Below are 24,102 nucleotides of genomic sequence, written 5' to 3' on the forward strand. Positions count from 1 at the left end.
TTCAGCATATGGAGCCGCGAGTTTATGTGTCAATGTCTAGAGGTAAATACATTTGCTGGATCCGGGCCGATCGGCAGCGCTCGCAGGTCAGCCCGTGCGTCCCACCATCGCCGTCTCGCTCACCCCCAGTTCTGCGATGGGCTCGTCTAGCGGGCGGACATCGATCGCTCCCGCGATCACGTCGAGCCCGCGCTCGAGATCGCTCCAGTCGCCGAGGCCGTGCAGCACCTCGAGGCGGAAGGCGGTCGGCCACGCCGGCAGCCACTCGCACGGGTGGAACTCTGTCACCAGAGGGCGACCCCAGCGCGTGTGGAAGATCGCCTCGTCCTGCGAGCCGGCGGGACGCACCCGCCCGCGCACCGAAAGGGTGCCGTCGGAGATCAGCTGGCTGGCCCCCACCCATAGGGCGAGCGCCCGCTCGCGCCACTGGTCATCGCCGGTCGCCTCGGCGAGCGCGAAGAACGACAGCACATCATGCAGCGAGTACTGGTCGACGGCGGTGTGAGCCGTCGAGACCGAGGTCATGCCGAAGGTGTCGATACCGGTCTCGTGCAGCAGGCTGCCCTCGGGGTACTTCACGGTGAAGTGCATCATCCAGGTGCTCAGATACCACGCGGTGGTCTCGGCCGCTTCGAGGTAGCGGCGCTCGCCGGTGAGCTTATGCAGGCGCAGGGCGGCGATGAGCAGCGGGCTCGACGACTCCTTGTCGATGCAGTACGTGTCGAGCGCGCCGGCCGTGGTGTAGCCGTCGCGCAGCAGCTCCGCGTAGTAGAAGTCGAAGGCGCGCACAGCGCTGTCGCGGTAGGCCTCGTCGCCGGTGACCTCGTAGGCCTTGATCAGGGCGGGCACGAGGAAGCATCCGACGGTGCCGCCCTCACGGAACACGCTCCCGTCGGGATTCCACGCCTTGGCGAACTGCCCGCTCTCCTTCTGATCACGCAGCGCGAAGTCGCAGATTCCCAGCGCGACCCGCCGGTACTCGGGCCGCGGCTCGCCGATCCTCTCAGCGATCTCGTAGGCCGAGAGCAGGTGCTCAGCTGCGCCGCCCAGGTTGCACGCGTCGATCGGGAAGATCCGCTTGCCGTCCGCACCCGTGACGAACTCGGGGTGGTACTCCTCGTAGGGCAGCTCCTTGCCCGGCTCCTTGCTCTGCTCGAGCTTCTCGACGGCGGTCTCGAGCACGCCGTCCTCCTCCGGCGAGAGGCTGAACTTGATGCGCACCATGCCGTTGGGCATCGCGAAGCGGCACCAGTGGTCGAGCGTGCTGAGCCCCTTGTCACGGGCATCCGCATCTCCGGTGCGCTCGTACTCCTCAAGCAGAGCGACCGAGAGCAGGGCGCTCTGACCGACCCAGCCGATCTCGTACTTCGAGATGCGCGCCTTGCCGAAGGCGGTGATGTCCTCATGCCAGCCGCATCCGCGGTTGATGCTGATGAAGCCGTCGGCCTCCCTCGACCAGAGGAACTTCGTGTAGGCAAGGCTCAGCTCGTGCAGGCGCTTCGGGCCGAACCGCTCCTTCACGGGGTGGCCGTAGTAGCGGAACGCGAAGTCGAGCAGCGGCTGGTAGTCGAGGTGGGGGCGCTCGGCGGCGAAGCCGCCGATGACCGCCTGGAAGACACGGCGCGGCGGCATCGAGCCCTGGTAGGCCTCCTTCCAGAAGTGCCGGTGCAGCACCTGCGGGCCTTCGACCTCGGGCCACAGCAGCGTGTGCCGCTCGACGTCGCCCTCCCTGGTGAGCGAGCAGCTGACGGCGTCGTCGAGGGCGCCCGAGAGCACCACCGCCTGGCCGTCGGCCGCCGAGTAGGTGCAGGCAGGGATCGTGGCGCGGTGCCACGCCCAGGTCCACGGCGTGCCGTCGGCGGCGCGGTCCCCGACGTACTCGGGAGTGTCACCCCAGCCGTTGCCGTTGTAGCTGATCCCGGGAACCATCGTGTACTGCGGCGCGAACGTCGTCTCGAGTTCCATGCGCATCGAGTCGGTCGGCTGGTCGCATACCCGCTCCCAGAGCCAGAATCCGCCCTCGATGGGCGTGAAGCTGTCCGTGGCGCCCTCGCGACCGAGAACCCTCAGGATGGGTTCTCGGTCGCGCCGCAGGGTCCACTCCCCGGCCTCGAAAACGAACTCGTACGCTTCGGTGGTCATCATCGCCCTTACCTGTGTCGTGTCTGTCTTGCTCAGTCTTTCCGCGCGAATCCGCGGTCGATGTCAGTCATCGCCTGATCCCACCCAGGAGCCCCGTCTCGCCCAGCATAGGAAGGGTGCACGAGACCGGCCGCCTGGGACACCGCCGACGTGACATCGCCGTCGGTCGGGTAGAGCAGTGTGCGTCCGACCGTCAGGCCGCGCACACCGGGGAGCCGCAGAGCGTGCTCCCATCGGAGCAGAGTCGCATCGAGGTCGGGGCCGGAGTCGCCGCCGAGCAGCAGGGTCGGCAGGGTCGTCGCCGCCATCACGCGCTCCATGTCGTCGACCACGGGCAGCTTCAGCCAGCTGTGCGAGCTCGTGCCGCCGAGTCCGGCGGCGATGGCGATCGAATGGATCACCGCGTCGGCCGACAGGTCGTTGACGACCTTGCCCTCGATCCGGCGGCTGATGAAGGGCTCGAGCATCACGGGCAGACCGGCTGCGGCGCATTCGGCGACCACGTGTCCCGTCGATTCGAGAGTCGACACGGTGCCCGGATCGTCGACATCCACCCGGATCAGCACCTTGGTCATGTCTGCGCCGATGCGGCTCGCCGAGCTCGCGTCGATCGCGGTGAAGCGGTCGTCCATCTCGAAGGTCGAGCCGCGCAGCCCGCCGCGGTTCATCGATGCGACGACCACCTTGTCGTCGAGCAGGCCCATCAGGGCGAGATCGTCGAGGATGTCGGCGGTGCCGAGAACGCCGTCGACCCCGGGGTGGCTGAGCGCCTCGGCGAGCCGGTCGAGCAGATCTCCGCGGTCGGCCATCGCGAGAGGATCGAGGCCGACGCCGAGCGCTCCGCGCGCGGGATGATCCGCGGCGACGATGAACAGGCGCCCGTCGTCACCGAGCAGAGGGCGGCGCGAGCGGGTGGCGTGCGCGCGAGCCACGGCTTCGGGCTCGACGGCGCGGACATCGCGCAGACGGGCGAGGTCAGCGGGTGTGATGCGTGTCATCGGCGGAACCGTTCGTCAGCAATGCGTCTTCTCACATGACATGCGGTCAAGTGAATGTCACGACAATAACACAAATGCGCAGAGAGTCCAGAGCTCGGTTCCGAAAGACGTGCGGAGACGACAGCGGCCGGCGGCGCCTAGGCGCCGCCGGCCGGTCATCGACCCCGTCTCAGACCAGTCGCGTCTTCGGCGACACGTCGTACGTGTCCTCGGGATCGGTGTTCGCGACGTCGCCGAGCGCCTCGTCGATGGCCGTCATCACGTCGGGGCCCAGGCGCACGCCCGATGCCTTGACGGTCTCGGCGAGCTGCTCCGGGCGCGACGCGCCGACCAGGGCCGCGGCCACGTTCGGGTTCTGCAGCACCCATGCGATCGCGAGCTGCGGCATCGTGAGACCGGCTTCTGCGGCGATCGGCTTGAGGCGCTGGACGGCCTCGAGGATGTCGTCCTGCAGCAGGCGCTTGATGAAGTCGGCGCCCGAGTGCGGGTCGGTGGCCCGCGAGCCGTCCGGCACGGGCTGGCCCGGCAGGTACTTGCCGCTCAGCACGCCCTGAGCCATCGGCGACCACACGATCTGCGAGATGCCGAGGCTCTCGGAGGTCGGCACCACCTTGCCCTCGATCACGCGGTGCAGCATCGAGTACTGCGGCTGGTTGGAGATCAGCTGGAAGCCGAGCTGCCGCGACAGCGCGTGCCCTTCGCGCAGCTGCTCGGCGGTCCACTCCGAGACGCCGATGTAGAGCGCCTTGCCCTGACGGACGACATCTGCGAACGCCTGCATGGTCTCTTCGAGCGGGGTCTCGTAGTCGTAGCGGTGAGCCTGGTAGAGGTCGACGTAGTCGGTGCCCAGTCGCTGCAGCGAGCCGTCGATGGACTCGAAGATGTGCTTGCGGCTCAGGCCGGTGTCGTTCGGACCCTTGGGGCCGGTCGGGAAGTACACCTTCGTGAAGATCTCGAGTCCGGCGCGACGCTGACCGGCGAGTGCCTTGCCGAGCACGACCTCGGCGGCCGTGTTCGCATAGGTGTCGGCCGTGTCGAAGGTGGTGATCCCGGCGTCGAGGGCGGCGTGCACCGTGGCGATCGCCGCCTCGTCGCCCACCTGCGAGGCGTGCGTCACCCAGTTGCCATAGGTGATCTCCGAGACCTTGAGTCCACTGTTTCCGAGGTAGCGATAGTTGACCATGCTTCCAACGCTATCCGGCGTGGCGATACGGTGGCCGCTCTGCGTCACCCCTTGACAACGGCGGGGCGACGCAATGCCAGCCGTGTCACCAGTACGACGACCGCCACGACCGCTGCCATGCTGACGGCGTAGAGCACCAGCGACCAGCGGCTGTAGTCGGCTCCGCTGATCATGAAGGTGTCGGCCAGGTTCATGCCAGGACCGAAGGATGCGACGAAGTAGCCCGGCGTGCCGAAGACGAGCAGCAGCAGGAAGAGCAGTGCGCTGTGCGCCGGCTCCAGCCGCGACCGGATGCTCAGCACCGCGACCACCACTGCGGCGACCACTCCGATGCCGAGCACGACCGCCGGCATGGCGACGGGCATGGTCTCGCCGACGGCGTCCATCTCGGCGTAGACAGCTGAGAGAGATGCACCGGGCACGGCGGCGAGCGGGTTCAGCACGAAGATCTGCAGGGCGGCGAGCGCCGCATACGCCGTCACGACGACCAGGCCGGCCGCGGCCACGCGCGGCGTGAGCACCGTGCGTGCCGTCATCGTGCCGTCGGTCATGGCGTCATCCTCTCAGACCGACGCGGTTTCGCGGATGTCGGCGCGGGTGATCGGCTCGGTGGGCGCCGGATCCGCCGGCGCAGGCTCGGCAGCCGACGCGGGGGCGGATGCCGCAGACGCGGCGGCAGGGGCATCCGCCGCCGTCACGATCGCGGCGCGATCGCGGAAGCCCTCCGCGGTCACCCGGTCGAGGTCGACCTGCCTGCGGATGTCGCGCGCCCTCTCGTAGAGGGAGGGGTCGCCCCAGCTGGTGAGCACCTTCACGAGCACGGGCAGCAGCTCGATCATGAAGAACAGCGCGGCGATCAGCCAGTGCGCCCAGAAGATCGTCGGCTCCTTCTCGCCGAGGCGATTGAGGCCGGTGATCTGGCTGAGCAGGCCGACAGCGCCGGCATTGCCCTGCGCCACCGAGTCGGCACGCGCGTTGTATGCGGCGAGCGCCTGCTCGTAGGTCTGCTTCGCCGCGGGAAGCTGGTCCTTCGCCTGCTCGCGATTGGCGGACTCGGATGCCGCGGTGTTGGCCTTCGCATCGGTCTCGGCCGCCGAGAGGTCGTCGTTCGCATCGCGCAGCTGCGCGGCGAGCGCGTCGTATGTCTGCTGGGCCTGAGCGAGCTGCGCCTTGGCGGCATCCGAGCTCGAACCCTGGCCGTTGACCCCGGTGCATCCGGGTACGGTGCCGGCGCCCTCGCCGGTGAGCTCGCACTGATACAGAGCGCGTGCCGAGTCGATGACCTTCTGCTGCTCGGCCATCTTCCCGGTCAGCTCATCGACCGTCGACTTCGCGGCGGTGGTGGTCGCCGAGCCCGAGTCGGTGCCGGCGACCACACCCGTGGCGGCTTGGTTCTCGAGGGCGGCGACGCGCTCGGTGGCCGCGTCGAGGGCCTTCTTCTCAGGCCCCTTCTCGAGTGCGTCCTGGTCGGACTGCGACTGGGTGATGTTGGTGGATGCCACCTCGCGGGCGATGTCGTTGTGGAACACCTGCAGCACGAGCGGCTCTGCCACGAGGAAGCCGATCAGCGCTGCCATCGCGACGCGCGGAAGAGCCAGGGCCAGCATCTTCCAGACGCTGCGCGTCGAGGTCATCGTCGAGGTGAGGAAGCGGTCGAGGTTGAAGATGATCGCGGCCCAGACGAGCGCCAGCGGCACGGCCACCCAGATGGCTACCTGCACGCCGGTCGTCAGTGCGAACATCATCGAGATCGCCGAGACGAGGGCCGTGCCCAGCAGCACGAAGAACATCTGCACGAAACGCGGGGTCTCGCCGGGCACCCGGTCGAGGATCTCGCCCTCGGCGCCGCCCAGGATCGCCAGGGTGCGAAGGCGTGAGCCGGGCGTTCGGGGTCGGCGCTCACGCTTCGGTCGAGGCGCACGCTGCGGCCGTCTAGCCTCGCTCTGGCGGTCGCCGGATGCCGGTGGCTCGGTGTCGTCGATCACAGCGGTCGGGTGCGTCTCGGGTGCGTCGTCGTCGGGTCGCGCACTCTCCGAGCCGGTCGGCTCGTACTGGCGCAGGAAATCGAGGTCGTCGTCGGCGACCGAGCCGTCGGGAGCGTCGGTGTCGAGCGAGATCCGCCCCTGGGAATCCATCCGGCCAGGGCGATGTGCGGAATAGGACATCCTTCCAGCGTAGGAAATCCCGGCTGTGGGAGTCCCGGACGATCCCTGCGAGCGGTTCACAGAAAGGGTGCGGCTCGCGGCCGCGGATGCCAGGCTGGACGCCATGAAGACGCTGCTGCTCGCCCGCCATGCGAAGTCCGACTGGCGAGATCCGTCGGAGCGCGATCATGATCGCCCGCTCGACGCCCGCGGTCTGCGCGACGCCCCTTCGATGGCCGTCCGACTTCGCGATGACGGCGTGCGGCTGCAGCACATCGCGTCGAGCACGGCGCTGCGCGCCCGCAGCACAGCCGACGAGTACGCGGCGGCGTTCCGTCTCGAGGTGGCCGACGAGCCTTCGCTGTACGCGGCGTCGGCGCGCACGATCCTCGCCGTGGCCGGGACCCTCACGGACGATGTCGACGTCGCGATGCTGGTCGGACACAATCCCGGAATGGCCGGTGCCGTGACCGAGCTCACCGGCGAGTTCGTGTCGTTCCCGACCTGCGCCGTCGCCGAATGCGCTGTCGACGTCGACTCGTGGGCGGAGCTGATCGAGGGCTCTGGGCGCCTGCTAGCGCTGCGCACTCCGCGATCATGATGCCCTCCCCAACGGGTGCCGCGCGGCCCGCGGCTCTGCTCGCTCCCCTGATCGCCGTGATGTGTCTGGCTGGATGCGCCGGAGTCCCCAAGGACGCAGAGGAGCTCAAGGTCGCGACGGATGCTCAGCGCATCGCCGCCGATTTCGCGGTTGAGCTCTATCGCGGCCCGACCGACACGATCGACGACTATGCCCGATGGGCGGATGAGGACCTCGCGGGCGGCCAGTCGCTGGAGATGATCGGGTTCAGCGGATACCCCGGCGCGGTGCACGGCGAGCCGTTCGGCGCTCTGCTGCTGCGGGTGACGATCGCCACCCGCGAAGACGGGCCGTACCGCGCGTGCTTCGAGTCGGAGTTCGATTACTGGGGCGTGGCCACCGAGGAGTTCGGCGACCGCGACCCCGATGCCCTCGCCCGACGGGTGGAGTGCCCGGCCGATGCGCATCCCGTCGACCCGCCCGCCGACACCCGCACGGTGCACGTCGTGCCCGACGGCGCCCAGCAGAGCGTGATCGACGTGCTGAGTGCCGTCGATCCGGATGCCTCGGCCGATGGCATCCGGGCGGAGATCGTCTCGCGCATCCCGCAGCCGACCGGCGAACGGGAGGTCGCGTACGACCCGTCGGTGCTCGTCCGGAATGAAGAGATCGGCGTCGCGTTAGGAGGCGTCGACGACTGCGTGCTCGTCGCGCGCAGGGCCGATGGAACGGTCGAGGCGGCCGACGTGCCGCGAGTGCTGCTGCAGCCCGGCGAGCTGGGCTGTCGCCCGGAGACCGCTCTGATGCCCGCCGATCAGCTGCGCTCGCCGCACTGACCCGCGAGAGGCGCGGGTCAGACCAGCGCGGCGGCTTCGGCCTCGTCCTCGCTGGTGGCGACCAGCTGGCCGCAGGCCCCGTCGATCTCCTTGCCGCGGGTGTCGCGCAGGGTGGTCGGGATGCCCGCGTCGTTCAGCCGGCGCACGAACTCGTTCTGGACCTCGACCTCTGATGCCGTCCAGATCGATCCCGGCGTCGGGTTCAGCGGGATGGGGTTCACGTGCACCCAGCCGCGCCCGCGGGAGTTCAGCTTCGAGGCGAGCAGGTCGGCACGCCACGGGTGGTCGTTCATGTCCTTGATCAAGGCGTACTCGATCGACACGCGACGACCGGTCTTGTCGAAGTACTCGCGGGCGGCATCGAGCGCCTCGCCGACCTTCCAGCGCGAGTTGACCGGGATCAGCTCGTCGCGCAGCTCGTCGTCCGGGGCATGCAGCGACAGCGCGAAGGTGACCGGGATGTCCTCATCGGCGAGCTTCTTGATCGCGGGGACCAGACCGACGGTCGACACGGTGATGCCGCGGGCGCTCATGCCGAGACCGTCGGGCTGCGGCGCGACCATGATGCGCACGGCATCCATCACCCGCTTGTAGTTCGCGAGCGGCTCGCCCATGCCCATGAAGACGATGTTCGACACGCGCTCCATGGAGTGGTCGTTCGCCTTCTTTCCGCCGAGCTCGCCGTTCGCGATCGCCCGGTTGGCGCGCACGATCTGCTCGATGATCTCAGCGGTCGACATGTTGCGGGTCAGACCGGCCTGGCCGGTGGCGCAGAACGGGCAGTTCATGCCGCAGCCGGCCTGCGACGAGACGCACAGGGTGATGCGGCCGGGGTAGCGCATGAGCACCGACTCGACGAGCGCCCCGTCGTGCAGGCGCCAGAGGAACTTGATCGTGTCGCCGCGGTCTGTCTCGAGCCGCTTGACCTCGGTCATCAGCGGCGGCAGCATGCCCGCGACGAGCTCGTCGCGCTGCGCAGCCGGCAGGTCGGTCATGTGCGCGGGGTCGGACGTGTAGTGCGTGAAGTAGTGCGTCGACAGCTGCTTGGCGCGGAAGCCGGGCAGCCCCAGCTCCGTGACCTTCTCGACGCGCTCAGCGGGAGTGAGGTCGGCGAGGTGCACAGGCGGCTTGCCGCGCTTGGGGCTGGCGAACTGCAGCAGCGGACGGCCCTCGGCATCCTTCGCCTGCGTCCATCCTTCTGTCGCCGGGCGCACCTGAGTGCCGCGGGCAGGCCCGGTCTTGCGCACGGGCGTGCTGCGGGAGGGCGGCGTCTTGTCGGATGCGGGCATGAGTCAAGGGTACGGCGTGCCGCCTGGGAGACTGGAGACCATGGAGATCTGGGCCTGGATGCTGCTGGCGTTCGCCGCCCTCATCGCCGGGCTCGGCAAGACGGCGCTCCCGGGCAGCTCGACGATCGCCGTGGTGATCCTGGCATCCGTCCTTCCCGCTCGCACCTCGACCGCCGCGATGCTGCTGCTGTTCATCGTGGGCGATGTGTTCGCCCTCATCGCGTACCGCAGGCATGCCGACTGGCGCACGCTGCTGCGGCTCGCACCGGCGGTCGTCGTCGGACTGCTGGTCGGTGCGGCGTTCCTCGCGATCAGCACCGACGGCATCGTGCGCCGCACGATCGGGGTGATCCTGCTGGCCATGGTGGCGCTCACCCTCTGGCGCAGACGCCGGGCCGGGGGCGCGCCGCCCGCGCCCGACGAGGGCGGCGTCAGGGCATCCGGTCGCATCGCCGCCGCCGGCTACGGGACCATGGCCGGATTCACGACCATGGTCGCCAACTCAGGCGGCCCGGTCATGTCGATGTATTTCCTCGCGACGCGGACCCCGGTGAAGGTCTTCCTCGGCACCTCGGCGTGGTTCTTCGCGATCGTGAACCTCACCAAGGTGCCCTTCCTCGCCGGGATCGGGCTGCTGACCCCCGAGGTTCTGCTGCTCGATCTCACGCTCGCGCCGATGGTCGTGATCGGCGCGCTGATCGGCATCCGCATCGCCAGGCGGATGCCGCAGCGGCTCTTCGACCGGCTGGTGATCGCGCTCACGATCGCCGGCTCGGTCTACCTGCTCTTCTGAGCGGTGCCGCACGGATGTCGGCGCAGAAGACGGATGTCGGCGCGAACCTCGCGTTCGCGCCGACATCCGTCGGATCCGCCGAAATCCGTCCCGGCGGGCACGCGTCAGTCGAGGAAGATGTCGGGGAAGAGGCGGTCGTCCGGGGTGCCAGGGACGGCGGCGTACGTCGAGAAGTCTGTGACGCCGTCGGCCTCGAGCACGTCCTCGACGATCAGCGTCTGGCCGGTGTACGACGCGGCGGGCTTGGTGATCACCGAATACGCCGCGTCGGCGTAGATGTCGGCGGTGCGACTGGCCGCCATCACCCTGTCGCCGCCCAGCAGGTTCTGCACGGCGGCGGTGGCGATCGTCGTGCGCGGCCAGAGCGTGTTGGCGGCGATCCCGGCATCCGCGAACTCCGCCGCCAGGCCCAGGGTGGCCATCGTCATGCCGTACTTCGCGAGCGTGTACCCGGTGTGCGCCCCGAGCCACTTCGGCGAGATGTTCAGCGGCGGCGACAGCGACAGGATGTGCGGGTTCGCCGACTCGCGCAGCACGGGCACCGCCGCCCGCGACAGCATGAACGTGCCGCGCACGTTGACGTCCTGCATGAGGTCGTACTTCTTCGCGGCGAGGTCGAGCGAGCGCGACAGATCGATGACGCTGGCGTTGTTGATGACGATGTCGATGCCGCCGAACTCGCCCTGCGTCTTCAGGACCGCCTCGGTCACCTGATCGTCGTCGCGCACGTCGCCGACGATGGGCAGAGCCCGGCCGCCGGCCGCGCGGATGGCCTCGGCCGCGGAGTGCACGGTTCCCTCGAGCTTCGGGTGCGGGGTGTCGGTCTTGGCGAGCATGGCGATGTTCGCGCCGTCGGCGGCGGCGCGAAGCGCGATGGCGAGGCCGATGCCGCGGCTGCCGCCCGACATCAGGATGGTCTTGCCTGCGAGGGACATGTTCTTCTCCTTACTTCGGCGCCATGCGGATGGCGCCGTCGAGACGGATCGTCTCGCCGTTGAGGTAGCCGTTGGCCACGATATGCTCGACGAGCGCCGCGTACTCGTCGGGCTTTCCGAGGCGCGACGGGTAGGGCACCTGCTGGCCGAGCGAGTCCTGCGCGGCCTGCGGAAGGCCGGCGAGCATGGGGGTCTCCATGATCCCTGGCGCGATCGTGCAGACCCGGATGCCGTGACGGGCGAGCTCGCGTGCGATCGGCAGGGTCATCGCGTGCACGCCGCCCTTCGAGGCGGAGTAGGCGGGCTGGCCGATCTGCCCGTCGAACGCGGCGACGCTCGCGGTGTTCACGATGACGCCGCGGTCTCCGCCGTCGGTTGGCTCGGTCTGGGCGATGACCGCTGCGGCCTGCGAGATGACGTTGAAGGTGCCGACGAGGTTGATGCGGATCACGCGCTCGAATGCGTCGAGGTCTGCCGGGTTGCCGTCGCGGTCGAGCACCTTCGCGGGCGGAGCGATTCCGGCGCAGTTGACGACGACGCGCAGCGGGGCGACGGTATGAGCGGATGCCACGGCGGCGGCCACCTGCTCCGAGCTGGTCACATCGGCGGGCAGGAACAGCCCGCCGAGCTCGGCCGCGATCTCCTCGCCGGGGGAGTTCGGCAGGTCGACGATCGCGACCCGTGCTCCGGCAGCGGAGAGCCTGCGCGCGGTGGCGAGACCGAGTCCGCTGGCTCCGCCCGTGATGAGCGCGCCCTGTCCCGTGATCTGCATCGTGTTCTCCTTCGAACGGCTCGGCGCCGGTCGGACGCCGTATGCGACTGAGTCTCAGCATACGTGGTTCTGAGTCTCCCGCTGGCGGGGTGGCCGCGGCGGGTGGATGCTGAGGGCATGGAACTTCGTCGCAAACGAGCCTACGACAACGCCTCCCCCGCCGACGGGTTCCGCGTGCTCGTCGATCGGCTCTGGCCGCGAGGAGTCTCGAAGGAGCGCGCGGCCATCGATCTGTGGGCCAAGGACGTCGCCCCGACCACCGAGCTGCGCCGCGCGTGGCACGCCCCGGGCGCCGACTTCGAGACGAATGCCGAGCGCTACCGGGCGCAGCTCGAGAGCGAATCGGCGGAGGCGCTCTCGGAACTCGTCGACGAGCTGCGCGGGCATCCGGTCGTCACCCTCGTCTACGCCGTGCACGACACCGAGCACAATCACGCGATCGTGCTGGAAGAGGTGCTGCGACGCCTGCTCGGCTGATATCGGCGACGATGGAGGCATGTCGATTCCCGATTCAGCGATCGAGGTGCCCGATGTGCTCACCGAAGGACGCGACGTTTCCGATGAGTGGCTGGCGACCAGGGTGGTGCGGCCTGAACGCCGTGGATCCGCGCTCGGCGACCGAGCCCGAGACAGCCGTGCGAGCGCCGGTATGTGGCGGAAGCCGGCCGTGGTTGTCTACCTCCCCGCCTGCGTCAACGGCAGTACGGTCCAGCCGGGAGCGGAATCGGTGTCACCGAGGCGCTCGCGTGGTCCGTCGTTCCGGATGGCATCGAATCGATCTGCTGCTCTACCCCGTGGCCATCCAAGGGACATGCGTAGGGATGGTCCCGGATCCTGAGAAGAACCGTCAAGGCGATAGTCAATTCCAGTGACGAGGAAGAGGCTCTCCTGCTCAGCGACCCCTCCTGCTGACCGAAGGGCTTTCCCACCTTCTTCACCGAGGCCGATCTCAGATATTGAACCGAGGACGTCGTGTCGTTCGGCGCCAGAGTCGTGCTTGATGCGCTGGGAGATGCACCTCAGGTCGTCAACTCTCTCGTGCTGCAACCCACCTGATCCCCCGCACAGACCGTCTGGACGGAGCGCTGGTGGCGATCGCAAATGCGGTCGTCAGAACAGCTACTGTCCCCCATGGCGGGGGTGGTGTAGGTTCGCCGGGAACCGTGCATGCTGCACCAGGAACTCACAGGATCTGCCACCGTCGCGGAAGCCGCCGAGGTGATCTCCGTTTAACCGCACCTGCGAGATCGCTAAAACGCGAGGGACCTGCAAGAAGTGTCGGCACATCCTCGAGCTCCTCAAGCTCGCAATTCGAGATCACACCGTGTAGCTGCCGTCGACCCGCCGGGGAATACCAAGCGGGTTCATCTCGCGGAGCGCCGGCGGCAGCACCGCGTCTGGCGCGTCCTGATAGATGATCGGCCTTTGGAACCGACGAAGTGACGTAGCGCCGACCGAGCTGAACGTCGACGTCGCCGCGGGCCATGGCCCGCCATGGTGTTGCGACCATGTCACGGCCACGCCTGTCGGCCACCCTTCGAACAGCACTCGGCCTGCTCGATCTTCGAGAACGCGCGTGAGCTCGGCGATATCCTCGTCAGGTTCTGCGTGGAGCGTTGCCGTCAGCGTTCCTGAAAGATGATGCAACGCATCGAACAGGTCCTGCTCTGTCGCGTAGCGGACCAGAAGCGTCGTCGGGCCGAAGACCTCCGTGAGGAGGTCGACTGCATGCTCTTCGAACACGCGCGTATCGGTCACCAGCACTCGAGCTCGCACGGTCTGCGCATCTGCGAGCGTCGGCTCGCCGGCGAGCACACTCACCCCCGGGACGGACAACAGGTCTTTGCTCCGTTCCCGGAAGCCGTCAGCAATGCGCTGAGTGAGCATCCGCTCCGAATTGCTCTTGACGTGAGCCGGCAACGCGCGCTCCAGTTCCGAATCAAAGGGAAGGAAGACGACGCCGGGCTTTGTGCAGAATTGTCCGTGCGAAAGCTGGAATGAGCCTGCAAGACCCGCAGCCAGTTCGCTGCCGCGAACCCGGTCTGTCGCCGCTGTCACAATGACCGGGTTGATCGAGCCCAACTCGCCGAAGAAGGGAATGGGATCTGGGCGCGCAGCCGCGCGATTGAAGAGGGCTCGCCCGCCTTCCAACGAGCCCGTGAATCCCACAGCTTTGATCACCGGGTGCTCAACCAGCTCGATCCCCGCCTCGTGACCTTCGACGAGCGCCAGAACGCCGTCGGGAGCCCCGACCCGGTGAAGGGCCTCGCCTGCGATCTCCATGCAACGTCGGGATAGGAGGGGGTGTCCCGGATGTGCTTTGACAACAACCGGACACCCGACGGCGAGTGCGGACGCCGTATCGCCACCGAGTACGGAGAATGCGAAGGGAAAATTCGAAGCGGAGAACACCGCCACAGGTCCGATCGGACGAAGTACTCGACGCAGATCCGGACGGGGCGGAGCCATCCGGTCATCCGCATGATCGATGATCGCCTCGAGGTAGGAGCCCTCCTGAACCACCGAGGCTATCAGTCGAAGCTGACCAGATGTCCGCGCAATCTCGCCCCGCAGGCGAATTCTCGACAATGACGTCTCCGCCTCTGCGAGGTGTTGCAGCTCCTCCGTATGTGCATCGAGCCCGTCCGCGAGAGCGAAGAGCCATGCCACCCGCTCTCGTTCGCTTACCCGCACCATTCGCGAGAACGCCTGCTGGGCAGCGGCCGCAATCGCACTCACGCCCACCGAGGTTGTCACGAGGGGCTCCTTCACATTCGTATCACTTTGCGCGGACATGCGTGCGCCTTCCCACTCAGACAAGGGTGATCTGATGGCTCCGAGCGTCTCGGTCACTCGTGTCGACTGTCAGTCGTGTCGACGTTGATGAGGTGCTGACTGAGACAGAGGGATGCGGCGTGGACGGCGACCAGCCGCCTTCGTGGATGACAATCGTCACCGAATCGAGGGCTTTCGTCGGCTGAGCCACGGCGACCTTCAGCTGAGACCCCGACCGTCTGACGATCACCGAGCACTGACCGGGAAGGTCCATCGTCGGCAGGCTGCTTGTCGTCACGGCCGCCGACGTTCCGGCGACTGTGAAAACATCTGCAGAAAGATACTGGGCAGCGGGGACTTCGACGATATGCCGGTCGCTCGATGCCTGTGCGGCGACCGGAGGCGAGGCCGCCCAATTCGCGGTCGTGGCGACATCCGCTCCGGGCAGCAGCACATATGAATAGTGACCGGCCGTCGGTGCACCCCCATGGTCGACCCACAGGGACAAGAAGCGTCGGTCGGTCGGAGCGGGTGCACCCGCTACGTAGCTATTGACCTGGGACCAGTCGGCGGCTCGGTCTTCCAGCAGAGCGTAAAGAGTCGCTCCGCCCAAGAGGACATACCCGCCCACGCCCTGGATATGCGCCCAAGAAGCACCGGTGATCACCGTGGGCGAACCAAGGGTGAGAGATCTTGTCACCCCGTCGACGGTGAGGGTTGCCGAGCCGGAGTGGTGAAGATTCCTGTTCTCGAGGATCGTTTCCACAGTCGCCGATGATGAGGAGCTGATCTTCGAGCCAAGGCACACGACAGATGTGGAGAGGAAATGCCATGACTTCCAGGCACGCATCGAGGTACCGCCCGGTGGGATGAGATACTGGGCCACCGTCCCGTAGTTTCCATCTAGCACCGTGCCGCCGCTCCACTTGTTGGTCGGCTTCGGCGCGCCACTGGCCGGCGGGAGGCTCGTGCGCTGCACGGTCGTTCCGGGCAGACGGTACGGATCGACAGCGGCCCAGAAAGAGTCCGAGTACTGCGCGTGATCGGAATCGTACCGATACAGCATCCCGCTCCCTTGGAACCAGCCCTTTCTGTTCTCTCCGTTGATCGACTCGTAATGGGCAATGCGCGACGAGGCTGACGCGAGGGCAACGCACCACCCGGGCCGACGGTGGACGGCTCGCGCCCCCACGGGAAAGATCTGCGTGACATTGTTTTCCGCGACCGAACCGACGCTTGCGTCATGCAAGACGTTGTGAAACGCTTTGGCACGCACGACGCTCGCTTGCGTATAGACGGATTCGGAACTGCTGCGCTGCAGCCACCCCTTTACCCGAGAGCGCCAGGCTGCGGCTTCTGCGGACGACGCAGAAGCTGCCAGGAGAAGAATCGCCTCCTCCACGGTGCGCCCATCGCTGACCTCGCTTTGATTCCATCTCGACACGCCCCTCCCGCGAAGCGCGTCCATCATGCGACCGTCGTAGATGAAGGGCGAGAAGCTTTTCTCCACGGTGTCGAAGACGACCTGTTTCTGCGGATCGATCACCTCCCAAGGCGAACCCGTCAGCAACGCCAGGAGTGATGCAAGGCCTTCAAGGAGAACACGACCGTACTGCCCGGTGTAAGGAATCACGTTGTGCTGAATGAAGGTTCCGTCCGAATAGAAACCGTCACCACTCGTAACGAGCGGAAAGACCGGGGATAGCGCATCTCGGCCGGCAGCGATCTTGGTGGAACTTTTATCCAGGATGCCCTGCACGATCATGACCTGAGCGACGTCTACGCGATTCGCGCCGGTCTGACCATCGGCGTTCGGAATCCGACTTTGAACGATCGCCGTGTAATTGTCGATCTCGGTCGCGCTCAGCTGGTCGTAAAGCAGTACGCAGGCATCGTTCAACGCCTGCGGCGAGCTGATCTGCCAGTGGAACCAGTTGCCGAATTGGCTGTGCCCCGGTCCGTAGACGAGGTCATAGAGGTCCGCCAGCCCGGCTCTCAACACAGCAAGAAGCGACGTATCGCCGGCAAAGCTCGAACCGCTTGTCGCGTACCCGATGGCCATCGTGCGCAGTCGCTGATAGGAAGCGGACATTTGTGCCGACTCGGTCAGCGAAAGATCGGTGAAGACACGGGTACGGGTCGCACCGGACTCCACAAGACCGAGCAGGTGCGTGACTTCGTTGTCAAGCCGGTCAATCGCCTCGGAGATCGCCGGCACCGATAGATCGACCGCGCCCCCGTCAGACCGTCCCTCCACTTCTCGCGGAGTCCGTCATAAGCGTCGAGCATCATCGCAGAGGCCGGACTAGCGGATCCGGCGAACGGAATAAGTGCACCGATGCCCAGCGCAACCCCGCCCTTCAGAACGGTCCGGCGGAGGATCTCACAACTGCTTTCCATGGCATTCCTTTCTCGCCTCGCTCAACGTCGAACGAGTGGGGTCAAGCCCAGCTCCCCCTCGGGGAACCGGTCGATCATCCGTTCAGCAATCACACGGTGTCCCTCGGCCGTGGGATGAACTCCGTCAAGGAACAGGTGGTCATCGCTCAGAGAGAGCAGATACCGCCCGTCCAGATATCGAACATTCGAGTACCTCTGGAAGACATCCTGCGACGCACTGTGAACGTGCTCCCTCATCATGTCCAGAGACATCCCGACGCGGTTCAGCTGGTCCTCGAAGCGCGGGCTGGCGACAGGTCCGATGACGAGGGTCTGCGCCCGTGAGCGTGCGACTCGCTCGATGAATGCCCGGACCGCCGGCGCGAATGACCGAGCCGAGAAGCTCGCCTGCTCATAGACGTTGATCCCGATGCAGAGCGTCACGAAGTCGGGCTCTGCATCATGTATGTAGTCAGCGATGGCGGGGTCCAGATGACATTCGCCGGCGAGACCGATGCATTCCAGATCCAGCCCGCAGCGGCGACTGAGTATCGCCGGCCAGGTCTCCGACGGTCCCGCGGCAGACTTGCACTGCGTGAGAGAACTTCCGTAGGCAATCCACCGGCGCTCGGGGAATTCCAGCTCCTGTGGTGCGAGATCGTCGACAAGAAGACTCCGCACCTCAACGGTCCCGAACTGAGGCAGCCACAGCTCGGCCGAAGATCCCTCCGGAAGGTCGAAGGCGACGAACGATTCCCCGGAGGGCACTTCGCGCCGCGCGGCGACCTGGCCATCGACCACAAGGTCGATGGGGGCAGCCCGGTCGTCGGCTCGCAGCTCAACGCGAAGCACCGTTCCGCGAGGGACAAATCGATAGCGTACTCCGGTGGCCATGCCGGCTACGTCTTCGAAGCGAGCAGAGTCAGCCGCGGAGACCGCAGCCGACGGCACGCGTCGCACACTCCGCCACCCCGAGTCGGAGATCTCGGCCTCCGCAGTTGTCGACCACACGAGCTATCCGTTCGTGCCTGCGGAGTCGTCGAACCGAGCTGGCCAGCGGTCAAGGAGGTCACGCAGGTGCAGTCGCTCCTGCGCTGACAGCTGCACGTGAGGCGGACGCACCGACCCGAACTCGATTCCATCGATTCTGAGCATTTCTTTGACGACGTCCACGTTGCTCCGCGCATGGTTTGCTGCGCGCATGCGTTCGACGGGCGCGATGAGCCGCATCAGCTGTGTGAGCCGGTTGAGGTCGCCTCGACAGACCGCTGCGTGCATGGCCAGAGCCGCGTCGGGTCGAGCTGCCGCGATGCCAGACGTGAAACCGGTGATCCCCATCGCCGCAGTAATCGCGATTTTAGATTCCGCCGCTCCGTTCACCCACACCGAGTCACCGTCGTGAACGAGTTGTTCCAGCGTGCCGAAATCGGCGCGGGCAAACTTACCCCCCAAGATCTTCGGATGCGTGACCAGCTCGCGAATCTGTTCAAGGGAGAGACGTGTGCTTCTGAGGTAGAGCACGATCGGAAGCGCAGAACGTTCCGCAACCTCGCGGTAAAACCGCAGCAGACCATCGCCATCTCCGAACGGATCCATGGGCTCGTGGATCATCACCGCGTGATAGCCGAGGTCGGCTGCATACTGGCTTTCGTCGTGGATCTCGATCGCTGCGCCCGCGAACCCTGCAAGCAACCGGGCCCTCGACGTGCCCGTGGCGACACTCCGGAGGACCACCCGCCGTTCGGCGGCGGTGAGCTGGTACAACTCCGAGGTGTTTCCCAGCGCTGTGACCACATGCACGCCACCAGCGTCTGCACGCTCGGCAAGCTGTGTGCTCTTTGCCTCGTCGACCGCTCCCGATTTGTCATACGGCGTGACCAGAACGGCCACGACTCCTCTGAGGGCGTCAAGAAATGCCACTTCATTCATGTGTTGCTCCTTGTGTTCGTCATCGCCGCCGGCCTCGCTTGTGCGGTCAGTCCGCCATCGATGGTGAGCACCTGGCCGGTGATGTACGATGCATCAGCGCTGGCAAGAAAGCTCACGCCAGCGGCGATATCTTCACCCGTGCCCACCCTGCCGAGAAGAACTCCACTGATTCGCTCACGCCGCTCGTCTTTGGACAGCGCCCGGAAGCGATCATTCTCGATCGCTCCCGGCGCGACACCGTTCACGCGAATTCGTTGAGGAGCGAGATCGATTGCGAGCCCCCTGGTCATACTCTCTACAGCCGCTTTACCCGCGTCATAGATCAACGACTGTGCGTGCGCGCGAGTAGCGCCGACGGAGGAGAGATTCACGATCGCACCTCCGGTGAGTAGCGGCGCGGCTTCGCGACTGCATAGCATCACTCCGCCTACGTTGACACGGAAGCTCCGATCCATAGTCGCGACATCGATATCAGATAGTGCGCCACGCGCAAGCAGTGGCGCTGCAGCATTATTCACGAGGACATCAAGTCGCCCCCACTTCCGATGAATCTGCGCAATCATCTCTCGTACGCCGCTCTCAACGCTGATGTCGCCGGGCACGCCGATCACGTCAGCGCCGCTGGCTGTCAGCCTTCGACAAACGTGGAGAACCTCATCCACATCGAGCCCATTGACCGCAACGGCATACCCATCCGATACCAGTCGTTCGGTAATCGCGAGACCGATATTGCGGCTGCCGCCGGTAACCCAGGCAACGCGTCGCGGCATCATGACAGCCGAATCCGATCCGCGGCGCCACGCGCCGATGTGTGCGTCCAACTCAGCGAACCCGTCGCCTGAGCGAGCCGTTCCTGGTCGATGTCGATGCCGAGTCCCCATCCGTCCGGGAGCTTGAGCACCCCAGATTCGTACGAGACCGGCTCTGCGACCACATCGGTCTCATACAACAAAGGTCCGACCGGGTCGCTGGGGAGGGAGACGGCATCCGTCGCGGCCGCCACGTGAACGGCCGCCGCAGTGCCGATCGAGAGTTCCTGAGTAGTTCCCAGAATGCACGGGACACCTGCTGCCTCTGCGATCGCAAAGACGCGCCTAACCGGCGTAATCCCTCCGATCGCGATCACGCTGACGTTGAAGGCATCGACGGCGCGATGTTTGATGAGCTCCAATGCCCAGTCATTGCTGTACACGTGTTCGCTCACCGGCTCTTCGATAAGGCTGCGCGCTTCGAGCAGACCGCGGATGTCGGCCGAGCGTGCCGGCGACTCCACGAGGTCGAACCCGACGTCGCGAACCCGCGTGGCGAACCGAGCAGCGTCCTTAGGAGCAAGCAAGTTCGAGAAGTCCAGGGACTTCAGGGTAATTCGATCACCGAAGCGCTCCCTCGCCTCTCGAAGAAACCTTTCGTCGAGATCGAGATTCCGGCCGACGTACACACGGAAACAAGACTGTCCCGCCTGCAACTGTTGTTCTACGACCCCGAGGCTGTAATCGATGTCGTCGGGATGCTGTTGCCGAAAGATGGGGTAGGCGATAGGAACTCCGTCCTGGACCTGTCCGCCCAAGAGATCCACCAAACGAACCCCGAGCGACTTAGAGGCGACGTCCCAGAGCGCGATGTCGACCCCGCATTTGATGGAACGGCTTTTGTCGTAGATGTACCCTGCCTGCGGAAAGCTCTCTTCCAGCAGCGCGGCGATCCTGTTGATCTCGAGGATGTTGCTTCCCACTAAGAGCTCGCGCAATACGGACTCGAGGCCGGCGACGTCGATGTGATATCGCGGGAGATGCTGGAAGTCCGACATCTCCCCGACCCCGATGAGGTTCGGGTCGTCGGTGAACAGCTCAACGATGACATGACCGCAGATGACGCCCGAGGTTCGCGGCGTGTTTATGGGCGTCAACTTGATGTCAGTGATGCGCGTCATTGATTCATTCCTTCGCCTTCGCGCGGCCCGGTGCCAGCTCGATGAGAGATCGCGTGTACGCCTCTTTCGGAGAGGCATAGATCGATTCGGCATCGCCCTCTTCTACGAGCTTTCCGTCTCGCATGACGACAATCCGATCTGCGATAGATCGCACCACCGCAAGATCATGCGTGATGAAGAGGTAAGTCAGACCGCTCGCAATCTGGAGTTCACCGAGCAGATTGAGAACTTGTGCCTGGATCGAGACGTCCAGTGAGCTCACGGCCTCATCGCAGACAAGCAATTTCGGCCCGACCGTGAGCGCTCGAGCGATCGCGATTCGTTGACGCTGTCCGCCGGAGAATGACCGAGGATAGAGAGGAAGCGCACGCTTGTCAAGCCCAACGGCCGCGAGGTGTTCACAAAGAATTTCCTGATTGTCATCAAGGCCATGGACCCGCAACGGCTCCTGCAGTATCTGCCGGACAGTCATTCGCGGGTCGAGGCTCGCGTAAGGGCTTTGAAAGACAACCTGAACCTCTCGCTGAAGCCGTTTGAGGTCGCCGCCCTTCGCCTCTGCGACATCAATGCCGTCATAGCGCACAGCTCCGCTCGTCGGACGTTCGAGCCGGAGAAGAGTGCGGGTGATACTCGTCTTCCCTGATCCCGACTCGCCCACGAGCGCAAGCGTCTCACCCTGTCGGACGGTGAAACTGACTCCGTCTACCGCAAGGACCCCTTCATCACGTCGGGACCACCCACCGCCATAGCGCAGACTGACGTTCTCGAACTCCGCGATCACACCGTGGGCGGCATCCCCGTCCACGGAACGGACTGGGCGTGGCGCGGCCGCCGCCGGCGGCGCGACGGGGAGCGGGGAAAGGTGACAAGCCGCCGCACGCGCAACCGTGCGAATGGTCAACGCCGGACGCTCCCGGTGGCATCGCTCGAACGCAAACTCGCATCGTTCCACAAATGCACACAGCTGGCCCAGGGTTCTCGGGTCTGGCGGGTGGCCCGCGATCGCTCTCAGCTGCTGCTTCGCCGGCGCATCGATGTTGGGCGTCGAATCAAGCAGCGCTCGCGTGTAGGGCATCTGGGGTGCTCCAAGGACCTCCGCCGCGGGACCACTTTCCACGACGCGACCCGCGTACATCACCGCTATGTCGTCGGCGTAGTCTGCGACGACGCCGAGATCGTGGGTGATAAGGAGAATTGCCATTCCCAGTTCGTCTCGGAGCCGGACAAGAGTGTCCATGATCTCCGCCTGCACCGCGACGTCCAAAGCGGTTGTCGGCTCGTCTGCGATCAACAGGCTCGGCCCGCAGACGAGCGCCAGGGCGATCGCCGCACGTTGTCTCATACCGCCCGACAGCTGATGAGGATACCTCCGGATGATCCTTTCCGGCGTCGGCAGGCCGGCCAGTCTCAACGACTCAGACACGCGCTCGCGGCGCGCGGCGCTCGAGAGGCCGCCGTGCGCTTTGAGTACGTCTTCCAGCTGGGCGCCGATTGTCATGAGGGGGTTAAGCGCGGCAGAAGGGTCCTGGAACACCATCGCAACCTGGGCACCCCGCACCTGTCGTAGCTGCGCAGGATTCAGCTTCAACAAGTCTTGGTCGCCAAAGCTGATCGCCCCTTCGACAACCGTGTCGTCCGCGTGCAAGCGCAGAATGCTCATCGCGGTTGCTGTCTTGCCCGAACCGGACTCGCCAACGAGCGCCAAGATCGCCCCCCTCCGAGCAGTCAGTGAGACATCACTGACTGCTCGGACCGGCGAGTTGCCGAGGGCTTTGAACGTCACCGACAGCGACCTGACCTCGAGGGCAGTTTCGAGCCCGACGACCGGGGCGCCTACGTCACTCAACATCAGCGAAATGTGTCCTCTCCAGTCGCCACTCTCCATCGACATCGAGGTCGATATCCTCGACATCGGCGGCATGGACGAGAAGGTTCACCGGCTGATACAAGAAGGACCAGTAGTTCTGCTCGACGATGTGCCGTTGAACCTCGACATAGGCCGCTGCACGCTCTTCTTGCGTGGTTGTCTGGCCCGCGGTGGTGAGGAGCTTGTCGAGTTCCTCATCCGCGAGACCCGACCAGTTATTCGCCCCTGTCGAGGAGAAATACGGGTTGAACGTGAGAGTCGGGTCCAGACGAGGCACATCGATCACTCCGATGGCGATGTCGAAGTCGTGCGCCTTGAGGCGCTCGAGGTACGCGGCGGCCTCAAGGGCCTCGATCCTCGCGGTGAATCCGACAGCATTCAGCTGGGACTGCAGAAGTTCAGCGATGAGCGGGTCCGGATCGCGTCGCCGGACCACGATCTCGACGTCGCGCTCCGACGATGAGCTTTCTGCGAGTGACGCTTCGGCCTGAGTGGGATCAAACGATGGCTGGCCGAGGTCATCGCTGTAAAACCAATCGTTCGCCGTGGCGAAGCTCGGAGCGAGTTCGTAGAGGTCACCCGCGGCCGCCGAAGCGATTGATTCCTTGTTGATTGCGTGGGCCGCGGCGGCGCGCAGATCGGCGTCAGCAAAGGGCCCACCCGTCACATTGAAGCTTGCGTAGTACGAGCGTCGTAGTCCTATGTCATCGAACGCCAGCTGCGGGTCGCTCTGCAGCTCTGCGACAACGGTCGGCGGCAGAAGACGTACAATGTCCACGCCGCCGGTCTGCAACTCGGCCTTGAGCACGTTCGGGTCCGTGATGAAGCGGAACCGCACGCCATCGAGGAGCGGGAGCTCGCCGCTCTGTCCACCCCAGTATTCGGGGTTCTTCTCGATCTTCAGTTCGACACCAGACGTCCAACTGTCGAAGATCCACGGTCCGCTCCCGACGGGGTGCCGCCCGAAGTCGTCACCGTACTTCTCCACCGCGGTAGGGGAAACGATCGCTCCGTGCTCGTGCGCGAGGTAAGTCAGCAGAAGTGGGTCTGCTCGGTTGAGATCTAGCCTCACCGTGGAGTCGTCGACCACCACGACGTCATCAATCGACGACAAGAACGAGCTCTTGGGGCTCGCCGTCTCCGGATCCAGCACGCGATCGAGGCTGAACGCCACCGCATCCGCGTTGACCGGCGTACCATCGGAGAATTTCACGCCATCACGCAGCACGAACTCGATGGAATCACCGTTGTCCTTCCAGGACTCAGCGAGCGCACCGACGATCTCTCCATCGCGCTCCTGCCTCACCAGGGAGTCGAAGAACAGGTTGAGCAGAGTTCTATTCAGCACACTCAGATGCGGATCGAGAGTGACGGGCTCGTTGTCGTACCCCACGACGAGGGTCCCCCCGCCCGCGGCCTCATCCGGCGTGTTCGGCGTGGCATCTGCGCCACACCCTGTTCCGACGACAAGCGTCGTGACCACTGCGGCGATGAGGAGCGAAGTGCGCCTCATTGTTGATCTCATCATTGAGTTGCCCTTTCAGGGTTGG

20 protein-coding genes are annotated in these 24,102 nt (G+C 65.7%); 4 read left to right on the plus strand and 16 right to left on the minus strand.

Going from position 1 to position 24,102, the window contains the following annotated elements:
* Nucleotides 1–87: 87 nt before the first annotated feature.
* From FVO59_RS03935 to FVO59_RS03955, 5 genes are all read right to left on the minus strand, one after another.
* Nucleotides 88–2,145: an AGE family epimerase/isomerase gene (locus FVO59_RS03935; protein WP_182254866.1), complete on the minus strand. Its 2,058-nt coding sequence runs from the start codon at nucleotides 2,143–2,145 to the stop codon at nucleotides 88–90.
* Nucleotides 2,146–2,174: 29 nt separating this feature from the next.
* Entirely contained in the window at nucleotides 2,175–3,140 is a 966-nt protein-coding gene (locus tag FVO59_RS03940) for a class I fructose-bisphosphate aldolase (protein ID WP_259363425.1), read from the minus strand.
* A 169-nt stretch (nucleotides 3,141–3,309) separates the two neighbouring features.
* On the minus strand, nucleotides 3,310–4,323 hold the full coding sequence (locus FVO59_RS03945) for an aldo/keto reductase family protein (protein WP_182254868.1): 1,014 nt from the start codon (nucleotides 4,321–4,323) through the stop codon (nucleotides 3,310–3,312).
* Between the two features lie 44 nt (nucleotides 4,324–4,367).
* Complete coding sequence (locus tag FVO59_RS03950; protein ID WP_182254870.1) at nucleotides 4,368–4,874, minus strand: hypothetical protein; 507 nt, start codon at nucleotides 4,872–4,874, stop codon at nucleotides 4,368–4,370.
* Between the two features lie 12 nt (nucleotides 4,875–4,886).
* Nucleotides 4,887–6,488, minus strand: a complete 1,602-nt coding sequence (locus tag FVO59_RS03955) for a DUF4407 domain-containing protein (RefSeq protein WP_182254872.1) — start codon at nucleotides 6,486–6,488, stop codon at nucleotides 4,887–4,889.
* Nucleotides 6,489–6,591: 103 nt separating this feature from the next.
* Between FVO59_RS03955 and FVO59_RS03960 the strand changes: the two genes are divergently transcribed.
* Together FVO59_RS03960 and FVO59_RS03965 are read left to right on the plus strand one after the other, a co-directional pair.
* On the plus strand, nucleotides 6,592–7,068 hold the full coding sequence (locus FVO59_RS03960) for a SixA phosphatase family protein (protein WP_182254874.1): 477 nt from the start codon (nucleotides 6,592–6,594) through the stop codon (nucleotides 7,066–7,068).
* Nucleotides 7,065–7,883, plus strand: coding sequence for a hypothetical protein (locus FVO59_RS03965; protein ID WP_182254876.1), 819 nt, complete (start codon nucleotides 7,065–7,067; stop codon nucleotides 7,881–7,883). Before FVO59_RS03960 ends, FVO59_RS03965 begins: the two co-directional genes overlap by 4 nt.
* A gap of 17 nt (nucleotides 7,884–7,900) precedes the next feature.
* Here the strand turns inward: FVO59_RS03965 and rlmN are convergent, their stop codons facing one another.
* Complete coding sequence (rlmN, locus tag FVO59_RS03970; RefSeq protein WP_259363427.1) at nucleotides 7,901–9,172, minus strand: dual-specificity RNA methyltransferase RlmN; 1,272 nt, start codon at nucleotides 9,170–9,172, stop codon at nucleotides 7,901–7,903.
* 40 nt (nucleotides 9,173–9,212) lie between these two features.
* Here rlmN and FVO59_RS03975 point away from each other — a divergent pair, with 40 nt between their 5' ends.
* Nucleotides 9,213–9,965: a sulfite exporter TauE/SafE family protein gene (locus FVO59_RS03975; protein ID WP_182254878.1), complete on the plus strand. Its 753-nt coding sequence runs from the start codon at nucleotides 9,213–9,215 to the stop codon at nucleotides 9,963–9,965.
* 104 nt (nucleotides 9,966–10,069) lie between these two features.
* On the opposite strand, the gene FVO59_RS03980 is transcribed toward FVO59_RS03975, so the two are convergent.
* Together FVO59_RS03980 and FVO59_RS03985 are read right to left on the minus strand one after the other, a co-directional pair.
* The gene (locus FVO59_RS03980) at nucleotides 10,070–10,900 is read right to left on the minus strand and encodes an SDR family oxidoreductase (RefSeq protein WP_182254880.1); all 831 of its coding nucleotides are present in this window, start codon (nucleotides 10,898–10,900) and stop codon (nucleotides 10,070–10,072) included.
* 10 nt (nucleotides 10,901–10,910) lie between these two features.
* Complete coding sequence (locus tag FVO59_RS03985; protein WP_182254882.1) at nucleotides 10,911–11,672, minus strand: 3-hydroxyacyl-CoA dehydrogenase; 762 nt, start codon at nucleotides 11,670–11,672, stop codon at nucleotides 10,911–10,913.
* A 117-nt stretch (nucleotides 11,673–11,789) separates the two neighbouring features.
* Here FVO59_RS03985 and FVO59_RS03990 point away from each other — a divergent pair, with 117 nt between their 5' ends.
* Nucleotides 11,790–12,149, plus strand: a complete 360-nt coding sequence (locus FVO59_RS03990; RefSeq protein WP_182254884.1) for a DUF488 domain-containing protein — start codon at nucleotides 11,790–11,792, stop codon at nucleotides 12,147–12,149.
* Nucleotides 12,150–12,989: 840 nt separating this feature from the next.
* Here the strand turns inward: FVO59_RS03990 and FVO59_RS03995 are convergent.
* From FVO59_RS03995 to FVO59_RS04030, 8 genes are all read right to left on the minus strand, one after another.
* The gene (locus FVO59_RS03995) at nucleotides 12,990–14,468 is read right to left on the minus strand and encodes an aldehyde dehydrogenase (NADP(+)) (RefSeq protein ID WP_182256486.1); all 1,479 of its coding nucleotides are present in this window, start codon (nucleotides 14,466–14,468) and stop codon (nucleotides 12,990–12,992) included.
* Between the two features lie 16 nt (nucleotides 14,469–14,484).
* Nucleotides 14,485–16,665, minus strand: coding sequence for a polysaccharide lyase 8 family protein (locus tag FVO59_RS04000; protein ID WP_182254886.1), 2,181 nt, complete (start codon nucleotides 16,663–16,665; stop codon nucleotides 14,485–14,487).
* Between the two features lie 203 nt (nucleotides 16,666–16,868).
* Nucleotides 16,869–17,720 (minus strand): GDSL-type esterase/lipase family protein, encoded by an 852-nt coding sequence (locus FVO59_RS04005; protein WP_182254888.1) that lies wholly within the window; start codon nucleotides 17,718–17,720, stop codon nucleotides 16,869–16,871.
* Between the two features lie 120 nt (nucleotides 17,721–17,840).
* A complete protein-coding gene (locus FVO59_RS04010; protein WP_182254890.1) occupies nucleotides 17,841–18,755 on the minus strand; it encodes a dihydrodipicolinate synthase family protein in 915 nt (304 codons plus the stop codon).
* Nucleotides 18,752–19,528, minus strand: coding sequence for an SDR family NAD(P)-dependent oxidoreductase (locus FVO59_RS04015; RefSeq protein WP_182254892.1), 777 nt, complete (start codon nucleotides 19,526–19,528; stop codon nucleotides 18,752–18,754). The genes FVO59_RS04010 and FVO59_RS04015 overlap by 4 nt, the downstream gene beginning before the upstream one ends.
* On the minus strand, nucleotides 19,525–20,685 hold the full coding sequence (locus FVO59_RS04020; RefSeq protein ID WP_182254894.1) for a mandelate racemase/muconate lactonizing enzyme family protein: 1,161 nt from the start codon (nucleotides 20,683–20,685) through the stop codon (nucleotides 19,525–19,527). The genes FVO59_RS04015 and FVO59_RS04020 overlap by 4 nt, the downstream gene beginning before the upstream one ends.
* A gap of 4 nt (nucleotides 20,686–20,689) precedes the next feature.
* Nucleotides 20,690–22,576, minus strand: a complete 1,887-nt coding sequence (locus FVO59_RS04025) for a dipeptide ABC transporter ATP-binding protein (RefSeq protein WP_182254896.1) — start codon at nucleotides 22,574–22,576, stop codon at nucleotides 20,690–20,692.
* A complete protein-coding gene (locus FVO59_RS04030) occupies nucleotides 22,524–24,065 on the minus strand; it encodes an ABC transporter substrate-binding protein (RefSeq protein ID WP_182254898.1) in 1,542 nt (513 codons plus the stop codon). Before FVO59_RS04030 ends, FVO59_RS04025 begins: the two co-directional genes overlap by 53 nt.
* Nucleotides 24,066–24,102: the final 37 nt, after the last annotated feature.

It is taken from the genome of Microbacterium esteraromaticum (assembly GCF_014084045.1).
In the GTDB taxonomy this organism is placed as follows: Bacteria; Actinomycetota; Actinomycetes; order Actinomycetales; family Microbacteriaceae; genus Microbacterium; species Microbacterium esteraromaticum_D.